Source organism: Micromonospora sp. NPDC049107 (assembly GCF_040648595.1).
Lineage (GTDB): Bacteria > Actinomycetota > Actinomycetes > Mycobacteriales > Micromonosporaceae > Micromonospora.
Map to the genome: position 1 here is coordinate 225,776 of NZ_JBEZEC010000009.1, position 18,359 is coordinate 244,134.

The 18,359-nt window shown below is 74.1% G+C and carries 15 protein-coding genes; 4 read left to right on the forward strand and 11 right to left on the reverse strand.

The window, feature by feature from the left end; translation table 11 throughout:
* Nucleotides 1-21 precede the first annotated feature (21 nt).
* Complete coding sequence (locus AB0B55_RS23060) at nt 22-3,165, forward strand: discoidin domain-containing protein (RefSeq protein ID WP_357173613.1); 3,144 nt, start codon at nt 22-24, stop codon at nt 3,163-3,165.
* A 60-nt stretch (nt 3,166-3,225) separates the two neighbouring features.
* Here AB0B55_RS23060 and serS read toward each other — a convergent pair whose 3' ends face one another.
* The 5 genes from serS to AB0B55_RS23085 all read right to left on the reverse strand — a co-directional run bounded on the left by serS (nt 3,226) and on the right by AB0B55_RS23085 (nt 8,646).
* Nucleotides 3,226-4,512, reverse strand: coding sequence for a serine--tRNA ligase (serS, locus tag AB0B55_RS23065; protein ID WP_357132430.1), 1,287 nt, complete (start codon nt 4,510-4,512; stop codon nt 3,226-3,228).
* A 96-nt stretch (nt 4,513-4,608) separates the two neighbouring features.
* Nucleotides 4,609-5,709: a MerR family transcriptional regulator gene (locus AB0B55_RS23070; RefSeq protein ID WP_357173616.1), complete on the reverse strand. Its 1,101-nt coding sequence runs from the start codon at nt 5,707-5,709 to the stop codon at nt 4,609-4,611.
* A 25-nt stretch (nt 5,710-5,734) separates the two neighbouring features.
* Nucleotides 5,735-7,009 carry a saccharopine dehydrogenase NADP-binding domain-containing protein gene (locus AB0B55_RS23075; protein WP_357173619.1) on the reverse strand — a complete coding sequence of 425 codons (1,275 nt, stop codon included), beginning with the start codon at nt 7,007-7,009 and terminating at the stop codon, nt 5,735-5,737.
* 51 nt (nt 7,010-7,060) lie between these two features.
* Nucleotides 7,061-8,203 carry an alcohol dehydrogenase catalytic domain-containing protein gene (locus AB0B55_RS23080; RefSeq protein WP_357173622.1) on the reverse strand — a complete coding sequence of 381 codons (1,143 nt, stop codon included), beginning with the start codon at nt 8,201-8,203 and terminating at the stop codon, nt 7,061-7,063.
* On the reverse strand, nt 8,200-8,646 hold the full coding sequence (locus AB0B55_RS23085; protein ID WP_357132442.1) for a hypothetical protein: 447 nt from the start codon (nt 8,644-8,646) through the stop codon (nt 8,200-8,202). Before AB0B55_RS23085 ends, AB0B55_RS23080 begins: the two co-directional genes overlap by 4 nt.
* Before the next feature lie 181 nt (nt 8,647-8,827).
* Here AB0B55_RS23085 and AB0B55_RS23090 point away from each other — a divergent pair, with 181 nt between their 5' ends.
* A complete protein-coding gene (locus tag AB0B55_RS23090; RefSeq protein WP_357132738.1) occupies nt 8,828-11,542 on the forward strand; it encodes a LuxR C-terminal-related transcriptional regulator in 2,715 nt (904 codons plus the stop codon).
* 13 nt (nt 11,543-11,555) lie between these two features.
* Here AB0B55_RS23090 and AB0B55_RS23095 read toward each other — a convergent pair whose 3' ends face one another.
* The 3 genes from AB0B55_RS23095 to AB0B55_RS23105 form a co-directional block, all read right to left on the reverse strand.
* Nucleotides 11,556-12,104 carry a thioredoxin domain-containing protein gene (locus tag AB0B55_RS23095; RefSeq protein ID WP_355051378.1) on the reverse strand — a complete coding sequence of 183 codons (549 nt, stop codon included), beginning with the start codon at nt 12,102-12,104 and terminating at the stop codon, nt 11,556-11,558.
* Nucleotides 12,101-12,598, reverse strand: coding sequence for a redoxin domain-containing protein (locus AB0B55_RS23100; RefSeq protein WP_357132446.1), 498 nt, complete (start codon nt 12,596-12,598; stop codon nt 12,101-12,103). The genes AB0B55_RS23095 and AB0B55_RS23100 overlap by 4 nt, the downstream gene beginning before the upstream one ends.
* Before the next feature lie 61 nt (nt 12,599-12,659).
* Nucleotides 12,660-13,346, reverse strand: a complete 687-nt coding sequence (locus AB0B55_RS23105) for a BON domain-containing protein (protein WP_357132449.1) — start codon at nt 13,344-13,346, stop codon at nt 12,660-12,662.
* A gap of 407 nt (nt 13,347-13,753) precedes the next feature.
* Between AB0B55_RS23105 and AB0B55_RS23110 the strand changes: the two genes are divergently transcribed.
* The gene (locus tag AB0B55_RS23110) at nt 13,754-16,504 is read left to right on the forward strand and encodes a cellulose binding domain-containing protein (protein ID WP_357173625.1); all 2,751 of its coding nucleotides are present in this window, start codon (nt 13,754-13,756) and stop codon (nt 16,502-16,504) included.
* Between the two features lie 170 nt (nt 16,505-16,674).
* Here AB0B55_RS23110 and AB0B55_RS23115 read toward each other — a convergent pair whose 3' ends face one another.
* A complete protein-coding gene (locus tag AB0B55_RS23115; protein ID WP_357132455.1) occupies nt 16,675-17,082 on the reverse strand; it encodes a hypothetical protein in 408 nt (135 codons plus the stop codon).
* Between the two features lie 140 nt (nt 17,083-17,222).
* Nucleotides 17,223-17,363, reverse strand: coding sequence for a hypothetical protein (locus AB0B55_RS23120; RefSeq protein WP_355051383.1), 141 nt, complete (start codon nt 17,361-17,363; stop codon nt 17,223-17,225).
* 389 nt (nt 17,364-17,752) lie between these two features.
* Between AB0B55_RS23120 and AB0B55_RS23125 the strand changes: the two genes are divergently transcribed.
* On the forward strand, nt 17,753-18,115 hold the full coding sequence (locus AB0B55_RS23125) for an STAS domain-containing protein (protein ID WP_007463546.1): 363 nt from the start codon (nt 17,753-17,755) through the stop codon (nt 18,113-18,115).
* Nucleotides 18,116-18,132: 17 nt separating this feature from the next.
* Here AB0B55_RS23125 and AB0B55_RS23130 read toward each other — a convergent pair whose 3' ends face one another.
* Nucleotides 18,133-18,312: a hypothetical protein gene (locus AB0B55_RS23130; protein ID WP_357132460.1), complete on the reverse strand. Its 180-nt coding sequence runs from the start codon at nt 18,310-18,312 to the stop codon at nt 18,133-18,135.
* Between the last annotated feature and the right edge of the window lie 47 nt (nt 18,313-18,359).

Here is an 18,359-nt window from a genome sequence, read left to right on the forward strand (position 1 = left end):
TGTCACCACCGAAGGGCCACCATGCGTATCTCCGAATTCGAGCTGAGCAGGCGGCGGCTGCTCATCCTCGGCGGCGCCATCGGCGCTGGACTCGCCATCGCCCGACCCGCCGCCGCCCAGGCCGCGTCGGCCGCCCCCACGCCACCGGCTGCGGCCACCGGCCCGGTTGCCCACACCTACCACTCGCTGCTGCTCGCCCACACCCGGTGGGCCGAGGAGCAGTGGGATCCGGCGATCAACGCGTACCGCCTCGCGGACTTCAGGTTCGCGGTCGTCCTCGGTAACGCGGTCCTGCTCATCTCGCCCGGGTACGACCCGGCGGTGACCGGCGTCGACCGGGACACGCTGCATGCCCGTACCATCGCCACCATCCGCCGGTTCGCGGCCACCAACCGGCTCGCCGGCGGCACCGAGTGGGGCCGACAGCTCTTCTGGGACAGCACCTTCGAGCTGTACTTCGTCCTGGCCGCCCGACTGCTCTGGTCCGACCTGGACGAGGTGACCCGCACCAACGTCGACCGCATCGCCCGGGGACAGGCCGCGTACGCCCACTCCCTCGGCACCGGTAACGACCCACTGAGTGGCAGTTGGACGCCGAACGGCCGCACCGGTGGCTGGATCGGTGACACCAAGCTCGAGGAGATGGGGGTCTACGCACAGGCGATCGCTCCCGGCCTGGCCTGGGCGCCGGACGACCCCGCAGCCGCGGCGTGGCGCGAGCGGTTCTCGATGTGGACGCTCAACGCGACCGGACTACCGGCGGCCGACCGCGCCAACCCCGCCGTCGTCGACGGGCGGGCGATCGCGGACTGGAACACCGCCCACAACATCCACGACACGTTCCTCGTCGAGAACCACGGCTCCTTCGGCCCGCACTACCAGGAAGAACTGTGGCGCACCGCGGGTCGTACCGCGGCGCACTTCCTGACCGCCGGCAAACCGCTTCCCGAGGCACTCACCCGGCAGCCCAGCGGCGACCAACTGTGGCGGACCATGCGGCTGCTGGCCAGCGACGCCGGCGAACCCTTCATGCCGATGGTCGCGGACCGCTACCACCTGTACGGCCGTGATGTCCTGCCGCTCGCCTTCCTCGCGCAGGTCCAGGGCGACCGGCACGCCGCCCGGGCCGAGGCGGACCTCGCCGACCGGCTCATGCCCTACCTGAACTACCCACCCGAGAATCGGCTCACCAAGTTCAGCGGCGAGCCGAAGTACGAGCCCGAGGCCCGGGCCGAGATCGCGATCAGTTACCTGTTCCACTCCTGGCGGGCAGCCAACGGCGGCGTGGTCCAGCCGGTCGCCAGCACCACGTTCTTCGCGGCGGCTGCGGGCACCCGGGACTTCGGGGAGCAGGCCGGGCTGACCGCCCAACAAACCCCGGCCGCGTTCGCCGCGGCGGTCAGCAAGACCGGATTCGTCTCGTTCCAGTGGGCGCCCGCCCACGACAACTGGTTGTTCGACACCCGGGCCGCCTCGCTGCTGCCGAGGCAGTCCGCGCCGGTCCTCGGCCGTACCTCCGCCGCGTACACCGTGGCCCGGGACGGTGTCGACGCCACGGCGACCGTTCTGCGCGTCGCCGACGGCACCGCCGGATACGTCACGCTACCCACCGGTACGGTCGTGTACGCCACCACCGGCATCAGTGCCGACGAGGGCACGCTCACCCTGTTCAACCTGGACATGCCCGGCGTACCCGGGCTCACCGGCACCCGTACCTTCACCGGCGAACAGGGATCCGTCACCCTGGCCGGACAATCGGGCGTCGGCGACGGTGGAACCGACCAGATCAGCTTCGCGTCTCGTTCCGCCCGGTACGTGCGGATGCTCGGCCGTTCCCCCGCCACCCAGTACGGCTACTCGCTGTTCACCTTCGCCGTGCTCGACGCCGGTGGGGTCGACCGCGCCGCCGGCCGGACCGCCACGGCCTCGTCCGCCGACCCCGCCTACCCCGCGGCGCGGGCGACCGACGGCAATCCCGGCACCCGCTGGGCGGTCGCCCGGGAGGAACGCGCCCGCGTGGACAGTTGGCTCGCCGTCGACCTCGGCGAGCCGATCGACATCAGCGGCGTACGTCTGGACTGGGAGGCCGCGTACGGCACCCGCTACGTCATCCAGACCTCTCTCGACGGCTCCGACTGGAGCGACGCGGCGGTGGTGCCGGACAGCCCCACCATCGCCGGCTCCTGGCTGGACATCGACGGACGAGCGGGTCTGGTGGTCCACAACGCCCAGAATCCGATCACCGTGACCGCCACCACCGTCACCCTGTCCAGCGGGCCGGCCACCGGCAGCACCCGGCTGATCATCGAGGGGTACGCGGGCGCGAGCCGGCCGGCGCTGGCCGCCGCGGCGTCCCGAACCCTGCCCGGCGGCGGTCCGGAGGCGTTGCGGGTGAGTGACGCGGACGGATACCTGAGCCTGTTCAACCTGTCCGACAGCGCCATCACGGCGGCGGCCGTCACGCTTGCGCAGCCCGCCACGTTGCGGCTGTACCACGGAAGCCAGGTCACCGGATCGGGGACCACGACCTACCAGGTCGACCTTGCCGCCGCGACCGCACGCGTCGAGCCGCCCCGCTTCACCGTGACCGCGGCACAGCCGGAGAAGGCGATTCCCGCCGGTACCCGGTTCGACGTCACCGGCTCGCACCAGGTCCGAGTCACCGCGCCCGCCGGCCACATCGTGAAGGTGCAGGTGGAGTCCGCGGCCGGCGGCGCCCGCCAGCGGGTGACGGTTCCCGCCGGACACAGCAAGGACGTCGCGTTCGCGGGCGCAACGGTGACGCCGACCAGCGACCTGGCCCGGTCTCGGACGACCTACCCGACGTCACCGCTGCCGGCCGGCATGACCGACCCGTCGGCCGCCGTCGACGGCGACCCGGGGACCGCCTGGCAACCCGGCCCGAACGGCCGAATGGTGATCGACCTCGGATCGTCGCGGGAACTGGCCTCGGTCCGCCTGACCTGGACGCCCGGTCGGCGGCGGCCGATCACCGTGGCCACCTCGGCCGACGGACTCGGCTACAAGACGGTCGCCTCGGTGCCGAAGCCGAAGCCCGAGACCACCGTCACGACCACGTCCTCCGCGCGGTACCTGGCGGTCGCGGTCGCCGACTGGCAGCCCGGTGACGCCCGGCTGACCTCCGTGGAGGTGTTCGCCGCCTGAAAGTTCGAACAAACGACGGCGGGGCTGGTGCGGATCGCACCAGCCCCGCCGCCGACTGACTCAGCGCAGGGGGGTCAGCCGGTCGGTGCCCAGACGGTCCTGGAGGACCTTGGGGACCAGGACGCTGCCGTCGGCCTGCTGGTACTGCTCCAGGATGGCCGGGAAGAGGCGGCTCGTGGCCAGGGCGGAGCCGTTGAGGGTGTGCACGAAGCGGGTCTGCTTGCCACCCGGCTCGCGGTAGCGGATGGCCGCCCGACGCGCCTGGTAGTCGCCGGCCCAGGAGACCGACGAGACCTCCTTGTACTTGCCCGTGCTCGGCATCCACACCTCGATGTCGAGGGTCTTCTTCATCGAGGCGCTGGCGTCGCCGGCCGAGAGCAGCGTGCGCTGGTAGTGCAGGCCCAGCCCTTCAACCAGGCTCTCGGCGTGGGCGAGCATCTCCTCCAGCGCCGAGTCCGCCTGCTCTGGCAGGGTGAACTGGAAGATCTCCACCTTGTTGAACTGGTGCCCGCGCACCGTGCCGCGCTCGTCCGAGTGCGACCCGGCCGACTCGCGGCGGTAGCACGGCGTGTACGCGAACGCCTTCAACGGCAGCTTCGTGGTCTCCAGGATCTCGTCCTGGTACGCGCCCAGGATCGCCGTCTCCGAGGTGGGCAGCAGGAACTGCCCACGCGGCGCGGAGGCGGCGTCCAGGTGATAGACGTCGTCGTAGAACTTGGGGAACTGGCCGGCGGCGAACCCGGCCGAGTCGAGCAGCAGGTGCGGCGGGAGCAGGAACTCGTACCCGGCTTTGATGTGCTGGTCGACGAAGTAGTTGAGCAGCGCCCACTCCAGCCGGGCACCGACACCCGTGTAGATCCAGAAGCCGGAGCCGCCGAGCTTGACGCCGCGCTCGTAGTCGACCAGACCGAGCGCCCGGGACAGCTCCACGTGGTCGCGGACCTTCTCGATCACCGGTGGCTCACCGAAGGTCTTGACGACCCGGTTGGCCTCCTTGCCGCCGGGGAGGATGTCGTCGGCGGGCAGGTTCGGCAGCTCGCTCATCGCGTCGCGCAGCCGGGCCTGCACCTCGTCCAACTGGGACTCCAGGTCGGCGAGCTGCTTGCGCTCCGCCTCGGGGGCGGAGACCTGCGGCTCGGTGCCGGCGCGCTTGGCCTGCGCGTACGCCCGGGCCTCGGCCTTGCGGCGTTGCCGCTCGGCGTCGATCTCCGTGATCAGGGCGCGGCGTTCCTGGTCGAGCCGCTGGATCTCGTCCAGGGATCGGGTGACCTCGGCGGGATCCAGTCGCTTCGCCAGCGCGGTCGCCACCGCCTCGCGATCCTTCCGGATCAACTCCATGTCGAGCATGCTGCTCCGTACGCCTCCGTCCGGGGTTCACTGGTGAACCATCAGATGTTACCGTCGCGCACGTTTCCACCCGGGGACGGGGAGCGCGAGGGGTTTCTACAACCGGATCGGCATCAGGACGGAGAAGGTGTCCTCGTCGTCCGGGCGGCGTACGGCCAGCGGGGCGATCGGCCCGTCCAGCTCCAGCACCAGTTGCGGGCCGCCGGCCGCGTCCAGCGCGTCGAGCAGGTACGCGCCGTTCACCCCGAACCGCAGCTCGCCGTTCGGATCGGCGGGCAGCCCGGTCAGCTCGGTGGGGTGCAGCAGCCGCAGGCCACCCGCCTCGTCGAGGCCCAGGACGGAGACCGCCAGCGGCGTGCCCGCGTACTCGCGGGCGAGCGTGGGTGCGGCCGGGTCGCGCAGCGCGGCGCGCAGGGCCACCACGTCCACCGGGATGCGGTACGCGGCCGGCCGCACGCCGACCGCCTCGCGCAGCAGCCGCCGGTAGTCCGGGAAGTCGTACGGCAGGGCGACGCCCGTGAGCGTCCGGCCGGCCGCCATGACCCGCAGCTCAGGCCCGGCCACCGTCATTCGTACCGGCCCGTCGTCGGTGTCCAGCAGCCGGCGCAGCCGGTCGACGAGGTCCACCGGCAGCAGCACCCGCACCGGCGGCCCGTCGACGGCGGCCCCGGCCCGGGCCAGCGCGAGGCGGTGCCGGTCGGTGGCGACCAACCGCACCGCGTCCGGCTCGACGTCGAGCAGCACCCCGGACAGGGCCGGCAGCTCCGGGTCGACGCCGACGGCGAAGCGCACCGCGTCGAGCGCGGCGGTGAGCTCGGCGTGGGAGAGCAGCAGCGTGGTCACCACGGCCGGGCCCGGATCGACCAGGGTACGCAGCCGCGTGATCTCACGGCGTGCGTCGGCGAGCCCGTCGGTCAGCCGGCGCAGGTGCGCGTCGAGCAGCCGGTGCACCTCGGCCGGCTCGGCGCGGACGGCGGCGGCGATGTCGGGCACCGGCATACCGACCCGGCGCAGCCCGGCGACCAGCCGGGCCGGGGCGACCTGCGCGTCGGTGTACCAGCGGTAGCCGGTCACCGGGTCGACCAGGGCCGGCGTCAGCACGCCCGCCGAGTCGTAGAAGCGCAGCGCGCTGACGGTCAGGCCGCTGGCGCGGGCCAACTCGCCGATGCTGTGCAGGTCGCTCACCACGTCGGGCATCCTGCCCCCTCGACCTGGTTGAGGGTCAAGCGGCCGGCCCGGTCCCACGCGCCGCCGTGTCGCGTGTCGCTCCGGCCGCCGCATCGCGTGTCGCTCCCGCCGCCGACGAGCCGGCTGCGACCTCGTCCCGTTTCAGCACCCGGAAGGTGAGCCCGGCGCGGACCAGCCGGTCGAGCAGCGCGTCGCCCATCGCGGTGACCGGGGTGAGCTGGCCGGCGGTCGGCGGCAGGTCGTCGAGCGCCAGACAGAGCGCCGACTCGGCGAGCATCTTGGCTGTCTCGTCGTAGCCCGGGTCGCCGCCGGCGACCTCGGTGACCACGCGCTGCCCGCCCCCGGTGCCGACGAACCGGACCCGGAACCAGGACGACGCCCGCTGCTGCGCGCTGGGCCCCTGCCCGGAGGCGAGCCGCCCGAGCAGCCACCGCCGGGTGGGCGGCACCTTCACCAGGCCGAGCAGCGCGCCGAGCCCCACCGCGCCGACGAGCACCGTCGGCAGCCGCTTCAGCGCCGCGAAGTGCCGGTAGCGGAAGTCCGGCCCGTACTCCGGGCGGGCCGCGGCCGACCGGCGGACCACCTGCGGATCGATGGTGGGCAGCGGCACGGTCCAGCTGCCCAGCTCCGCCGAGCGGGCCAGCCGGCCGGGCACCGCGCGGACCCGGCGGTCGGTGGGACGCGGCTCGACCGCCCGGCGGGCGCGGGCGGCCCGGCTGGCCTGCCCGGTCCGGGCGAAGGCGGTGAGCGCGGAATGGTAGGTGCCACCGGAGAACCGGGCGCCGGCGCGCACGTAACCGTCCACGGTGATCGGTTCGCCGGCCGGCAGGTGCTTGACGGTGAACCAGACGCCCAGGTCGTGCGGGACGGAGTCGAACCCGCAGGCGTGCACCAGCCGGGCGCCCGTGCGGGTCGCCTCGGCGTGGTGGCGGACGTACATCAGGTCGACGAACTCCGGCTCGCCGGTGATGTCCAGGTAGTCGGTGCCGGCGCGGGCGCAGGCCGCGACCAGCGGCTCGCCGTGGTGGACGTACGGCCCGACGGTGCTGGCGACCACCCGGGCGCTCTCGGCCACCACCCGCAGCGACCCGGCGTCGCCCACGTCGGCGTGCAGCAGCGGCAGGTCGACCAGCGCGGGTTCGATCGCGGCGAGCCGGTCCCGCACGGCGGCCAGGCGAGCGGGGTCCCGCCCGGCCAGGGCCCAGCGCAACCCGGGCGGCGCGTGCCGGGCCAGGTACTCGGCCGTCAGCCCGCCCGTGAAGCCGGTCGCGCCGAACAGCACCACGTCGTACGCCCGCTCGCCAGTCATCCTCCGAGTCTGCCACCGGTCATCGTCGCGCGCCGATCCGGCGAGGGCGGGTCACGGCGTGAACACGACCCGGATGCAGCCGTCGGCGCGGTCGGCGAACAGCGCGTACCCCGAGGGGCCGTCCGCGAGCGGCAACCGGTGGGTGGCCAGGTGCTCGGTCCGCAGCTCGTCGCGGGCCATCCGGTGCAGCAGCATCGGTACGTCCCGCAGGTCCGGCCGGCGGGCCCCGCGCACTGTGAGCCGCTTGTCGGTGACCGTGCCCAGGGCGAACCCGTCGACGGACCCGTCGGTGCCGCCGAGCACCACCACCACGCCGTCCTTGCGGCAGGCGTGCACCGCCTCGCGCACCGGGTCCGGGCGGCCACCGCCGGCCAACCGGTCGACGACCGAGCGGGGCGGCGGCGGACCGACCGCGACCACGCACACGTCCGGGCCCCGCCCACCGCTGCGCTCGCGCAGCTCGGCCGTCACATCGGCCCGGCGGTAGTCCAGCGGCTCCGCCCCGGCGTGCCGTTCGGCCATCCGCAGGCGCTCCTCGTACCGGTCGACGACGAGCACCCGGGCCGCGCCCCGCAGCACGGCGGCGTGGGCGGTCAACTGGCCCACCGCGCCGGCCCCCCAGACCGCCACCACGTCGCCGGGTCGTACCTCACCCAGTTCGGCCGCGAGCCAACCGGTCGGCGCCGCGTCGGCGGCGAAGAGCGCCCGGTCGTCGTCGACCGCGTCCGGCACCCGGAACGCGCCGACGTCGGCGTACGGCACCCGCACGTACTCGGCGTGTCCACCGGCGAAGCCGCCCGCCGCCCGGGGCCGGCCGAAGCAGCCGGCGTCCGGACGTTCCCGGCCCGGATCGACGCTCGGCACGTCGACGGCGGAGTTGTCGCAGCACGAGTGCCGCCCCTGGCGGCAGTACCAGCAGCCGCCGCACGCCACGCCCGCGCCGACCACCACCCGGTCGCCGATCCGGTGCCGCCGGATCGCCGGCCCGGCCTCGACCACCTCGCCCACGAACTCGGCCCCCAGCACGTCACCGGCGCGCAGCAGCGGGTCCCGCCCCGCCAGCAGGGGCAGGTCACCCCCGCAGGTGGCGCTGCGGCGGACGCGGACGATGACGTCCCGCTCGTTGCGCAACTCCGGGTCGGGCACCTCGCGTACCGCCAGCTCGTCGGCGGCCACCCAGCACAGCGCCCTCACCCGGGGACCCTCAGGCGGTCCAGCGCCGAACGGTCCGCGCGCAGCACCTCGCCGGCCTCGGCGCGCTGCTTCACCTGGCGCAGGGTCCGCCGGACCAGCAGGCGCGGATCGTCGCCGACGAGGTGGGCGGCGAGGCCTGCCGTCGCGGCGGCACGGGCCAGTGGCCGGGCGGCCAGCTCGGTGCCCCGCTCACCCGGCGCCTGCCGCACCCGCACCTCCACCACGCCGTCCAGGCGGCGCAACGGCTCCGGCCACCGGCCGTCGGGAAGCACCTGCTCCGGGGGGCGGTCCACGGTCACCACCTCCCACCCGGCCGCGGTGAGGTCGCGGTCCGCGCCGGACCGGCCACGCCACCGGGGTACGCGCAGCAGCCGTGCCGCCCCGGCCAACGCGCCGCCGCCGAGGGCCGATCCCGCCCGTGCCAGCCGTCTCCTGCGTCCCATCGGTCCTCCCGGTCCACGTCCCCCGATCGTCGGTCGGGCCCGGGTGAAGCGGGCTCGCCCGGAAGGGGTGAACCGGCCCCCGCCGGGTAACCGCTCGCCGACCGGGGGGCGGAACGCGGGCGGTGGGGGTGGGGGCCGGGTGCCGGAACAGCAGGATTCCGCACGGGTCGGCACGGCGGCGGTGCGGCCGGGGGAGCAGCGTCCGCTGCTGTCGTCGCGGCTGACGCCGACCGTGCCGCCCGAGCCGGTGGTGGCCCGGCCGCGCCTGCTGCGCCGCCTCGACGAGGGCAGCGCCGGGCCGGTCACCCTGGTTGTCGCGCCCGCCGGGTGGGGCAAGACGACCCTGCTCGCCTCCTGGGTACGGCTGACCGAACCCGAGGACGCCCCAGCGCCGGCGTGGGTCTCGGTGGAGGTCGGCGACGACGGCGACCGGCTGTGGGCGTACCTGGCGGCGGCCCTGCGCACGGCCACCGGCGCGGCGGACGACGACCTGGTCGCCCCCCTGCCGACCGGCCCGCCGCGCCCCGACCAGCTGGAACTGCTGGCGGCCGGGCTGGCCGCCGCCGAACGACCCGTACTGCTGGTCCTGGACGATCTGCACCGGATCACCGACCCGGCCGCGCTGAGCGGGTTGGAGTTCCTGCTGCGGCACTCCGAGCAGCGGCTGCGCCTGGTGGTCGGCGCGCGGGCCGGGCTGCCACTGGCCCTGCACCGCCTACGCCTCGCCGGCGAGCTGACCGAGGTCGGCACGGACGAGCTGGCCTTCACCGACGACGAGGTGGCCGACCTGCTGACCGCGCACGGTGCGCCGCTGCCGGCCGCCGCCGTACACCGGCTTCGCGAGCGCGCCGGAGGCTGGCCGGCCGCGCTGCGGATCGCCGCGCTGGCGTTGCGCGGCCAGCCCGACCCGGAACGGTGGGTGGGGCAGTTCGGCGGCGACCAGCCGGAGATCGCCGGCTACCTGCACGAGGAGGTGCTGGCCGCGATCGACCCGGCCGATCGGGACCTGCTGCGTCGTACGGCCCTCGCCGAGAGCGTCTGCGCCGAGCTGGCCGAGGCGTTGACCGGCCGCGCGGACGCCGAGCAGGCGCTGGCAAACCTGGCCGGGGCCGGCGGCCTGTTACGCCGGGAGGACAGCCGACCACCCTGGTACCGCTGCGACCCGCTGCTCGCCGACCTGCTCCGCGCCGAGCTGGCCCGGCTGCCCGCCGACGAGGTGCGGGAGCTGCACGCGCGGGCGTCCGACTGGTACGCCGGCGCGGGCCGACCCGCCGACGGCCTCCGGCACGCCCTCGCCGCCGGCCGCTGGGACCTGGCCGCCGACCTGTTCGTCGCGCACTGGCCGGAGCTGACCCGCTACGACCACGACCCGGTCGGAGGCCCGCCGCCGCCGTCCGCGCCCCCGGAGGCGGTCGAGGCCGATCCGGAGGTGGCCCTCGCCAGTGCCGCCGAGCGGGCGTACGCCGGCGACCTGAGCGCCGCCACCGCCCACCTGCGCACCGCCGCGTCGTACGCGGACGCGCTGCCGACGCCACGGCGGGACCGGTTCCTGCGGTTGGCGACCGCGCTGGAGCTGACCCTGGCCCGGCTCGCCGGTGACCTGCCGCAGACCCGTGCGGCCGCAGCCCGACTGCTGCGCACCCGCCCGACGGCCGCCCCGACCGCCGGCTCACCCGACGGCCCGCCCGCCGGGCCGCTGACCGACGCCCCGCGGCCCGGGGACGCCGACCTGCGGGCGTTCACCGGGACCGCGCTGGGCCTGGTCGGGATGTCCGCCGGCGGGCTGCCCGACGCCCGGTTCGTCCGGGCCCGGGCGGCGGCCCGGGAGGCCGGCCGGCCGCGTACCGAGCTGGTCGCCGCCAGCCGCACCGCGCTACTACTCGCCGTGCGCGGTGACCTGCGTGCGGCGGAGCAGGCGGCGCACGACGCGCTGGGCATGCCGCCCTGCCGGGGCTGGTCCTGCCGGCTCGACTGCGGCTACGCGTACCTGGCCCTGGCGGCGGTGGCCCTGCACCGCGACCAGCCCGAGGAGGCCGCCGCGAACCTCGCGCTGGCCGCACCGGCCACCGACGAGCCCGGCGACGAGCCGGTGGCGGCGGCGGTCCTCGCGCTGTGCCGCGCGGGTCTGGCCCGGGACGCCGGTGACCCGGCCGCCGCCCAGCGGCTGCTCGTGGGCGCGCGCGAGGCACTGCCCGACGAGCCGGCCGCCGCCGAACTGTCGAGTCTGCTCCGGGCCGCCGAGGCCGACGCCCGCGCCGAGCGGGGCGACCTGGACGCCGCCCGGGACCTGCTCGCGGACGTCGCCGGCGACCCGGCCACCCCGGCGCTCGACGTGGTTCTGGCCCGGGTCGAGCTGCGGGCCGGCGACCTCGGCGCCGCCGGGCGGGCCCTACCGGACTGGCAGGGGCCGCCGGCCGCAGCCTGGCCCCTGTCGGTACGCCTGGACGCCGGGCTGCTGGAGGCGGTGCTCGCCGAACGGGCCGGGGACGGACGACGGGCCAGGCGGGTCCTCGAACAGGTGCTCGACCTGGCCGGCCCGCAGGGCTCCCGTCGGGCGTTCACCCGGGCACAACCGTCGGTCCGGGACCTGCTGGCCGCCCACCTCGACGCGGGCACCGCGCACTTCCCGCTGGTCGGCGACCTGGTCCGGGGCGTCGAGGAGGGCGCCGCCCGGCCGGCGGTCGAGCCGGGCGGCCTGCTCGACGAGCCGCTCACCGAGCGGGAGCTGACCATCCTGCGGTACCTGCAGAGCATCCTGTCCAACGTGGAGATCGCCGGCGAGCTGTCGCTGTCGGTCAACACGGTCAAGACGCACGTGCGCAACATCTACCGCAAACTCGGCGCGACCCGCCGGCGCGAGGCGGTCCGGCGGGCGCGCGAGCTGCGGCTGATCTGAGCGGCGGAGCGGGTCAGGCGTTCGCCGCCGCGTCCACGGCGGCCAGCAGGTCGGGCAGGTCGTACCCGCCGTCGTGCCGGACGTCGTTGACGAACAGGGTCGGCGTGCCGTTGACCCCGCTGCGGATCCCGCCCACGAAGTCCCGGCGTACGCGGTCGGCGTACGTCCGGCGGTCCACCTCGCCGTTCACCTCGTCCGTCGGCAGCCCGAGCTGCTCGACGCCGAGCGAGAGGTGCACCGGGTCCAACTGGTCCTGGTGCTCGTACAGCCAGTCGTGCATCTCCCAGAACTTGCCGCGCGCCGCGGCGGCCTCCGCCGTCTCGGCGGCCCGCTCGGCGTACGGGTGGACATTGGCGATGGGGAAGTAGCGGTAGACCAGCCGTACCGTGTCGGCGCGCTGGCGCAGCAGCTCGTGCAGGTTCGGGTACGCGGCACCGCAGAACCGGCACTGGAAGTCGCCGTACTCGATGATGGTCACCGCGGCGTCGGACGGCCCGCGGACGTGGTCCTCGACGGTCAGCGGCTCGCGCAGCCGCGCGGTGACCTGCAGTGGCGTGGTCATCGGGCCATCACCTTCCGCTCGTTGGTCAGGTTGTCCAGCGCGTCGAAGATCCCGTCCGCGCCCGGGTTGACGTCGGGAGCCGACAGGTAGCTCCACGCCACCGTCCCGGCCTGGTCGAGCACCACCAGCGCGCGGGCCGACTCACCCCGCGAGGTGTACGCGCCGTACCGGCGGGACACCTCACCCTTGGGCTCGAAGTCGGACAGCAGCGGGAAGGTGATGCCCTGGTTCTCGGCGAACGCCCGGTGCGACCAGATGCTGTCCACCGAGATGCCCAGCACCATGGCCTGGTACTGCTCGAACACCGGCGCCGCCGCCTGGTAGAGCGACATCTGGTCACCGCAGACGGGGCTCCAGTCGGCGGGATAGAAGACCAGGACGACCGGCCGACCCCGGAACTGCTCGGGGCCGGTCTGACGCCCGTCCGGAGTGCTTGCCAGGGTGAAGCCGGGGGCGGGGTGCCCGGGTTGGATCAGCCCGTTCGGATCACTCATGCCACCAGCCTGCCGACGGGACGGGTGAGACGGACTCACCCGTCCCGGGTGGTACCCGCGCTCAGCGCAGCACCGGGGCGACCGCGATGTGGTTCTGGACCTCCCGGATGCCCGGCGCGGACCAGGCCACCTGCTCGACCTCGGCGCGTTCGGGCATGGAGTGCACCAACCCGGCGAGCACCGCCGTGTCGCCGTGCACCCGGACGGTGATCCGCTCGGCCTCGGTGGCGCCGGCCCGGGCCAGCGCGTCCACGATCTTCCCGGCCAGGTTCACGCCGTCCGGCGTCGCGTTCGGCTGGACGGTGATGCCGTTGCTGACCCCACGGACGCCGGTCAGCCGGCACACCGCTCGTTCGGCGGCCCGGCGCTGGTACTCCCACTCGACCTCACCGTGCAGCGTCACCCACCCGGCCGAGACGGTGACCTGGAGCTTCTCGATGGGTACGAACGCGTCCCACTCCAGGGCGTCGCTGGCCGCGCCGGCCAGGTCCGGGTCGGCGCGTTCGTCGCTGCCGGCCAGTTGCACGGTCAGGTCGTTGGCGACCGCCCGGACACCGGCGACGCGGTGCGCGGCCCGTTCGCCGGCCCACTTCTTCGCGTAGCTGTCCACCCGTCCGCTCAGCGTGACGACGCCTTCGGCCACGGTCACGCCGATCTCGTGTGGCTGCACCCGGGGTTCCCAGGTCAACTCGTCGAGGACGGCGGACTGGATGTCCTGGTCGGTGCGCGTGATCGTCGCGATGGCCATCTGCCCCTCCCATCCGCTCGCGTGCCTGGCGGACCGGGTGTTGGCCGTGACCGGCCCGCCGAGGTCCGATCCTGCCGGCCGGGCGGGTTACCCGTCCTCACCCGATGCGGGTGGGGCCACCCTGCGGACCTGCGTGCGTGGCGGGCTCGCCAGCAGTGTTGGGAGCGCTTCCATAGCGGCGTCGGATCGGTTAGGGTGAGTGCGTTCCTCGATCGCGGGAGCCTCGCGTCGGGTGGTTGGAGCCAGGGCAGCTCCGATCCGTCCCCCCGCGTCGTCGTCCGTCCCCCGGGCCCCGACGCGCCACTTCTGGTCGACCCGTCCCCGCGCCGCCGTGCTCGTCCCCCGGGCCGCGACGCCACCCCGGTCGATCCCGACTCCCGGGCCCCCACCCCCGGAGAGGAACGCAGATGCCCAGATCACTGACCAGCGTGGTCGTGGCGGCGCTGACCGTCGCCACGGCCGTCGTGGCGGTCCCGATCACCGCCGCGGGATCGGCGCCGGCACCGGCCGCCGCCGAGGCGTACACCTGGCGCAACGTCCCGGTCGGCGGCGGTGGCTTCGTGCCCGGCATCGTCTTCAACCCGACCGAGAAGAACCTGATCTACGCCCGGACCGACATCGGCGGGGCCTACCGCTGGGAGCAGTCCAGCCAGTCGTGGACGCCGCTGCTCGACTGGGTCGGCGCGGACCGCTGGGGCTACAACGGCGTGGTCAGCATCGCCACCGACCCGGTGCAGACCAACCGGGTGTACGCGGCGGTCGGCATGTACACCAACGGCTGGGATCCGAACAACGGCGCGATCCTGCGCTCGGCCGACAAGGGCGCCACCTGGCAGGTCACCGAGCTGCCGTTCAAGAACGGCGGCAACATGCCGGGCCGGGGCATGGGCGAGCGGCTGGCCGTGGACCCCAACCGCAACAGCACCCTCTACTACGCCGCCGAGGGCGGGAACGGGCTGTGGCGCAGCACCGACTTCGGGGCGACCTGGGCCAAGGTCACCGCCTTCCCGAACGTCGGCAACTACCGGGCCGACCCCAGCGACCCGAACGGCTACAACGGGCAGAACCAGGGCCTCACCTGGGTCAGCTTCGACAAGAGCACCGGCGCCGCCGGCACCACCACGCAGACGATCTATGTGGGTGTGGCGGACAAGGACAACCCGGTCTACCGCAGCACCGACGGTGGTGTCACCTGGGCGCGGATTCCCGGGCAACCCACCGGCTACCTGGCGCACAAGGGCGTCGTCGACCCGGTCGGCGGTCACCTCTACATCGCCACCAGCGACACCGGCGGCCCGTACGACGGCGGCAAGGGCGACGTCTGGAAGTTCACCCGGTCCACCGGGGCCTGGACGCGGATCAGCCCGATCCCCTCCACCAGCGGCGACGACTACTTCGGCTACAGCGGGCTGACCATCGACCGGCAGCACCCGAACACGCTGATGGTGGGCACCCAGGTCTCCTGGTGGCCGGACGCGATCTTCTTCCGCAGCACTGACGGCGGGGCGAGCTGGACCCGCATCTGGGACTTCACCAGCTACCCGCAGCGGTCCAAGCGCTACACCATGGACATCAGCTCGGTGCCCTGGCTGACCTTCGGCACCAACCCGGCGCCCCCCGAGGAGACCCCCAAGCTGGGCTGGATGAACGAGTCGGTGGAGATCGACCCGCACGACTCCAACCGCATGATGTACGGCACCGGGGCCACCATCTACGGCACCACCGACCTCACCAAGTGGGACACCGGCGGTCAGTTCACGATCCGGCCGATGGTCCGGGGCCTGGAGGAGACGGCCGTCCTCGACCTGGTCAGCCCACCCAGCGGCGCACCCCTGATCAGCGCGCTCGGCGACGTCGGCGGCTTCCGGCACACCGACCTGGACACCATTCCGTCGATGCTCTTCACCCAGCCGGTCTTCACCAGCACCACGAGCCTGGACTACGCCGAGAGCAAGCCCGCCGTGCTGGTGCGGGCCGGCAACTTCACCGACTCCGACCGGCCCAACGACAGCCACGTCGCCTTCTCCACCGACGGCGGGGCCACCTGGTTCCAGGGCACCGAGCCGTCCGGCGTCAACGCCGGCGGCACGGTCGCCGCGGCGGCCGACGGCAGCCGGTTCGTCTGGTCGCCCGGCGACGCGGGCCAACGCGTCGTCTACGCGGTCGGCTTCGGCAACTCGTGGGCGCCGTCCACGGGCATCCCGGCGAACGCGACGATCGAATCCGACCGGGTCGACCCCAACCGGTTCTACGGCTTCAGCGGCGGCCGGCTCTACCTGAGCACCAACGGCGGCGCGAGCTTCACCGCGACGGCGGCGACCGGCCTGCCCACCTCCGACGTGCGCTTCAAGGCGTTGCCCGGCAAGTCGGGCGAGCTGTGGCTGGCCGGTCCGGGCGGGCTCTGGCGGTCCACCGACTCCGGGGCCAGCTTCACCAAGCTGGGCGGCGTCAGCGCCTCCGGCAACGTCGGGTTCGGCAAGGCCGCGCCGGGGCGGACCAACCCCGCCGTCTTCCTCTACGGCACGGTGGACGGCCAGCCCGGTGTACACCGCTCCGACGACGGCGGCACGACGTGGGTACGCATCAACGACGACCGTCACCAGTACGGCAACCCGACCGAGGCGCTGACCGGCGATCCCCGGGTCTACGGGCGGGTCTACCTGGGCACCAACGGTCGCGGCATCCTGGTGGCCGACCGCACCGGCGGCACGCCGACGACGCCGCCTCCCACCACGCCGCCTCCGACCACGCCGCCTCCGACCACGCCCCCTCCGACCACGCCCCCTCCCACCACGCCCCCTCCGACCACGCCCCCTCCGACCACGCCCCCTCCGACGACGCCGCCTCCGGTTGGTGGGTGCGCGGCGACCTACCGGGTGACCGGCTCGTGGACGGGCGGTTTCCAGGCCGAGGTCGTGGTCAGCAACCCCGGCACCAGGCCCATCGCGGGCTGGACGCTCGGCTGGACGTTCCCCAACGGCCAGCGCGTCAGCCAGCTCTGGGGCGGCACCCACACCCAGACCGGGGCGGTCGTCTCGGTTGTGGACAGCGGCTGGAACGGCGCGCTCGCCCCCGGGGCCAGCACCACGATCGGCTTCCTCGGTTCCTGGACCGGCACCAACTCGCCGCCGGCCTCGGTGAGCTGCACGAGTCGCTGACCCGGTGGCCCGGCGTCGTCCGGGCCACCCGAGAACACCGGTCCGCCGGGGTTGCCTGAGGGGTCCGGCACCCCGGCGGACCGGGCGCACATTCCGCCCAGCACCGCCACCGGTACGCGAGCGGGCCCCGCCGACGCGATGTCGACGGGGCCCGCTCGGTGTACCGGTGGCTAGTCGTCCAGGCCGACGGGGGAGTTGGGGCGGTCGACGTCGACGAACTCGACGTCGTCCACCGCGCGGTCGTCTCGACTGCCGGCGGCGCGAGCGGCGGAGCCGACGGCCCAGCCGACCGCCGCGCCGACCAGCGCGGCGCCGATCAGCAGCGTCCACGGCAGCGCCGGCTGGCGTCCGGCGAGCGCGTCGAAGGCGCGCGCCGCGCGACGCCGTGCCTCCTCCGCCGCCGAGCCCACCAGGTCACCGGCGCCGTCGGCGAGGTCGCCGCTGCTGCGACGGGCCGACCGCGCGGTGTCCCGGACGCTGTCGCCCGCGGAGCTGACGGCGGAGAGCAGCTGCTCCCACGCCTGGTCCGCGATCCGCTCCGGCTTACTTCGCCGGTCCAGTAGGTTGGTTCCGAACATCGTGGTTACCTCCTCAGGTGCCGAAGCCGCCGGCCACTTCGGACCTCGGCGTCCGTCCAGCGCGACACGGTTCGCTGACTGCGCAGTGCCCCGGGCCGGTGGCGCGCAAACCCGGCCCCGAGTGGCGCACCCGTCGGGGGTCAGCGCACCGCCACCGCGGCCACGCCGCGTGCGAAATCGTCGTCATCGTCATCGTCGTCGTCTCCGCCGCCGAAACCGCAGGCCAGTACGAGGGCGAGCAGCAGACCGACGCCGGCCAACCCGGCCAGTCGCTTGATCATCGAAGGTCCTCTCCGTCACGGTGGGTGTTCCGGGCCGATGCTAGGAAGCGTCGGCAACCACGCTGGCGGGTCGGGCCGGGACCGCTGGCGCGACACGCCGGTCCCACGCGGGGCGGGCGTACGGGACGGCACGGATGTCGGGCCTGCCGGACCGCGACCGCTACCCTGGTCCGGCGACGCGTCGGTTCCGACCGATCGTCGACTGATCAGATAACGAAAAGTATTGAATGATCAGATGCCGAAAAGTGGGGATATGGGCGACTTTGTCCGCTCGGATCCGTGAATTGCTCATCCCGAGGGGTGGCGACCGAGGCCGTTGGAGGAATACTCTCGGTCGCGGCCCGCGTACTGATGAGGCGCCCGGGGGACGGGCGGGTGGAGGTGCTCGCGTGAGCCTGTCGATCGTGAAGTCGGTCCTGTCCGGTGGTGTCGTCGAGATCGCCCCGCGGGGTGAGATCGACGTCGACACAGCGTACGAGGTGCGAGAGGCGATTGCGGAGGTGCTGGCCAAGAGCCGTCCGCTGCGCATCGAGCTGAACATGAGGCTGGTCACCTTCATCGACTCCGTGGGCATCAGCGCCATGGTCGCCGGCTTCCAGACCGCCGAGGTCAGTGGCGTCAAGCTGGTCGTCACCGAGCCGAGCCGGTTCGTGCACCGTCAGCTCTGGGTGACCGGCCTGCTCGGTCTCTTCGGCGCACCGGAGCCCTACTTCGCCGGGGCCGCCACCCCCGAGGTGCTTCCCGGCGCCTGAGGCGCGGGCGGCCACCGTCAGGCCTGCGCGTCCGGACCGGTCAGGTCCACGTCGGTCACCTCGGTGACTGCCCGGATCGCCGTGACCGACGCGTAGCCGGCGGCCAGCAACGCCACGTCGGTGCCGGGCTGCGCGGCCTGCCCGGGCTCCTGCAACGAGGCGGCGCAGAGCACCACGTCGACCCCGAGGGACAGCACCAGTCCGTCCGGCCGTTGCCAGCCCAGGGCGGCGTACGGGACGATCG

Bases quoted from the DNA above. Each gene is read 5' to 3' on its own strand.
- serS (WP_357132430.1), bottom strand. From the start codon at position 4,512: ATGCTCGACATGGAGTTGATCCGGAAGGATCGCGAGGCGGTGGCGACC.
- AB0B55_RS23100 (WP_357132446.1), bottom strand. From the start codon at position 12,598: ATGAGTGATCCGAACGGGCTGATCCAACCCGGGCACCCCGCCCCCGGC.
- AB0B55_RS23060 (WP_357173613.1), top strand. From the start codon at position 22: ATGCGTATCTCCGAATTCGAGCTGAGCAGGCGGCGGCTGCTCATCCTC.
- AB0B55_RS23085 (WP_357132442.1), bottom strand. From the start codon at position 8,646: ATGGGACGCAGGAGACGGCTGGCACGGGCGGGATCGGCCCTCGGCGGC.
- AB0B55_RS23115 (WP_357132455.1), bottom strand. From the start codon at position 17,082: ATGTTCGGAACCAACCTACTGGACCGGCGAAGTAAGCCGGAGCGGATC.
- AB0B55_RS23070 (WP_357173616.1), bottom strand. From the start codon at position 5,709: ATGCCCGACGTGGTGAGCGACCTGCACAGCATCGGCGAGTTGGCCCGC.
- AB0B55_RS23075 (WP_357173619.1), bottom strand. From the start codon at position 7,009: ATGACTGGCGAGCGGGCGTACGACGTGGTGCTGTTCGGCGCGACCGGC.
- AB0B55_RS23120 (WP_355051383.1), bottom strand. From the start codon at position 17,363: ATGATCAAGCGACTGGCCGGGTTGGCCGGCGTCGGTCTGCTGCTCGCC.
- AB0B55_RS23105 (WP_357132449.1), bottom strand. From the start codon at position 13,346: ATGGCCATCGCGACGATCACGCGCACCGACCAGGACATCCAGTCCGCC.
- AB0B55_RS23095 (WP_355051378.1), bottom strand. From the start codon at position 12,104: ATGACCACGCCACTGCAGGTCACCGCGCGGCTGCGCGAGCCGCTGACC.
- AB0B55_RS23110 (WP_357173625.1), top strand. From the start codon at position 13,754: ATGCCCAGATCACTGACCAGCGTGGTCGTGGCGGCGCTGACCGTCGCC.